The organism is Bacillota bacterium (assembly GCA_024655925.1).
GTDB lineage: Bacteria > Bacillota > DTU025 > DTU025 > JANLFS01 > JANLFS01.
Window position 1 is genome coordinate 71,376 of the sequence record JANLFS010000001.1, and the last position, 3,144, is coordinate 74,519.

A 3,144-nucleotide genomic window follows, 5' to 3' on the forward strand; every position below is an offset into this window, starting at 1 on the left:
ACCTCCCAACCCTGAGGAGCCAGCACCCATGTCTCATCCCTGCCAACCAGGTAGAGCGCTGCGTATCCTCGATCCTCCGCGAGGGTTCCGCGCATGCCCGAAAGCTCCTGAAAGTCGGTGACCCAGATCCCCAGTATCGCAGACAGTCCTTTGTCCGAAGCCATCTTGTCCAACAGCTCAAAGCTGGTATTAGGTTGATTCTCGTACCAACGCGCCAGTCGGTCGTAGTCTGGGTGACCTTTCGTGAGGCGCCGGGCTATTTCGCTTACCTCAGCGCGATGGTGATTGAAAGCCCCAAGGACATCTCGACGACGCAGGCGGAACGCGTTTACCGCGACGGCAGGCTCCTGTTGGACCTGGACTTTCGTCAGCTTCTCCAGCTGAACCAGAACGGACGCGGGAGTAAAGGGATCTACAGTAACAGGCTCCGAACTGGCCAAAGCGACTACAGCATCTGCCACAGTCTCATGGACACCACTGATCGGCTTTGGGAGGAAATACGGTGCAAAGAAAACCACGGGCATAAGAGAGAAGCCGGCACCAGCTACGTTGCCGGTCTCAATCTGGCGAACCAACAGGTAGTTCCTGCCGTCTTTGGAGAGTACGAAGGGGAGCACGTGGCGACGGTCGTGGTACTGCGTGGCCGTCAGCATTGTCCCTTTCAGGCTGAGCCCGGTCAACTGCTCCACAGTGGTCTCAGATGAGTACAATACTGCCACTTAGATACACCTCACTTAAGGCTAGTTCCTCACGACTCCAGTTCCCCTACCACTTCGCGCAGGGCATCGGCGGCAGTCCGAACATCGTCCTCAGTGACGTAGTAGTGAGTGACGAATCTCACTGCGTATTTCTGCTGAGGAAGCGCCAACACATTGCGTCGCCCCAGTGCTTCTGTCACCTTCGCCGCCGGAACACCGAGCCCAGTGGTATCCATTCTCACGATGTTCGACTGAACCGTGCGCAGGTCCACCTTGACCCCGGGGATCTCAGCAATGGATTCCGCAAGGATTCGTGCAGTCTTGTGGTCTTCGCCAACACGGCCCGTCATTTTCTCAAGGGCAACAATGCCTGCCGCAGCCAGTACCCCAGACTGACGGAGGCCGCCTCCCAGCATCTTTCGTGCCTTCTTTGCCCGTTCTATAAAGTCCTTTGGCCCGGCCACCACAGCCCCTACTGGGCAACACAATCCCTTCGAAAGACAAAACGTCACTGAATCACAGCAGTCAGCGATCTCGCGCGTGGAAACCCCGAGTGCTGCGGCAGCGTTGAAGATGCGTGCGCCGTCAAGGTGGATGGGGATGCCATGCCTGACGCCGACATCGTGGATGGCCTTCATCTGCTCCACATTCATCACGGTGCCGCCCGCAACGTTGTGTGTGTTCTCGAGACAGATCAGGGTAGTGACCGGGAAATGGATGTTCTCCGGGCGGATCGCAGCCTCCACGTCTTCCGCCCTCATAATTCCCAGCTCCCCTTTTACTCTCCACGTCAGGAGCCCACCGATGGCGGCGGCGCCTGCCACCTCGTACCAGAAGATGTGAGAATCATGCTCCAGAATGATCTCATCACCCTTCTTGGTCCACGCCATCAAGGACACGAGATTGCCTTGGGTACCGCTGGTGACAAAAAGGGCGGCCTCCTTACCCAGCATCTCGGCGGACATTGCCTCGAGTCGCCTGGTCGTCGGATCCTCGCCGCGCGCGTCGTCCCCGACATCGGCGTAGTGCATAGCGACTCTCATCTCATCGGTTGGTTCTGTCACTGTGTCGCTCCGCAGGTCGATTCTGCCCTTGAGCATATAATCACCCTCCACAGAGCTTGCTGCTCCGGCCTTCCTTCACAACAGGACGGTGTCTCAGTCAGTCAATCATTCATGCCGCTTTCATGCCAACCATTTCTACTGTTCATTAGCGCAGTTCGGCCACTGCCTGACGCCGGTAAGCCCCGGTTGCCCATGTACAGGGCAATCGACATAAGACCTATGGGTGTTTCAATGTGCATCAGGTGGCGTCTCAACATGATTCGACTACCCGCGGGACCTACACAGCGCTGTGTCGGTTGGCTACTGGGTGTCTCTTTCCGGAATACTGTGGTAGATACCTGCTTGTTTGCTGACATATGCCTTTTCTCAGGCAGCTATCGAATCGGATAGGTCCCGTACTTGTTTACCGCAGCGTACATAGCACAGATGTTCTTGGGGGGGACATCGGGCTGGATGCAGTGAACTTGGTTGAAAACAAAGCCTCCGCCAGGCGCAAGATCATGGATGCGCCGGTTGACCTCTTGGTCGACATCAGCCGGAGACCCAAATTGAAGCACCGATTGAGTGTCGCAGCCTCCTCCCCAGAACACGAGGCAGTCCCCGAATTCCCGCTTCAGTTTCACGGTGTCCATATTGCTCGCGGTCACCTGGATAGGATTGAGTATGTCCACTCCTATATCCAACAGATCCTCGACGAACGGATATGCCGACCCGCAACAGTGGAAGAAGATCCGGGCATTCGTTCGCGACCTGACGAAATCGTTGATCTCTTTCTGCCGGGGCTTGATCAACCTCCGATAGGAATCCAGCGAGAAGAGTGGACCATCTTGCATTGCAAGGTCGTCCCCAAGCATGATCACGTGGACGTACTTGCCGACTTTGTCAAGATAATACTCGAGACAGTCCAGTTTGGATTCAAGCACCCGGTCCAGTAATGCGCTCGCGAAATCCTCATCCAGGGCCAAATCCACCATAAACTGCTCAAATCCGCGAAGGAACCACGCTCTCTCGAAAAGGCCGACGTCAAGGGCGTTCGACACGACAGCGTATTCGGTGTTCTCGTAGAGCCTCCTGGCTCGCTCCTCCAGGGCGGGGTCCCATGGAACATCATCGCGCATAGGAAAATGGTAACTCTCCAGGTCACGAAGGGTAGCATCTCTAAGCGGGTGTGACACGATGTCGAAGTAGAAGCTCGATTCCGGCCGTGCCCACCGGACCCCCCATTCATCAACGTAGCTGGTCCGACTAGCTTCTGGATTCCATTCAGCAAGTGGATACGCATAGACATACCGGGTGTCAACACCGAACCTTTGCAGAATATCTTCCTCAGGGACAGCGTGCGCCCGAGTCGACACCAACCATGGTGTCGACTCGGGCGCACG

The 3,144-nt window shown here is 56.4% G+C and carries 3 protein-coding genes; all 3 read right to left on the reverse strand.

All coding sequences use genetic code 11. The features are described 5' to 3' along the window. A partial coding sequence (locus NUW23_00315; protein ID MCR4424624.1) for a hypothetical protein occupies positions 1-719 on the reverse strand: 719 nt, incomplete at its 3' end. 29 nt (positions 720-748) lie between these two features. After that, a complete protein-coding gene (locus NUW23_00320) occupies positions 749-1,798 on the reverse strand; it encodes an aminotransferase class I/II-fold pyridoxal phosphate-dependent enzyme (GenBank protein MCR4424625.1) in 1,050 nt (349 codons plus the stop codon). Between the two features lie 338 nt (positions 1,799-2,136). Further along, a partial coding sequence (locus tag NUW23_00325) for a hypothetical protein (protein ID MCR4424626.1) occupies positions 2,137-3,144 on the reverse strand: 1,008 nt, incomplete at its 5' end.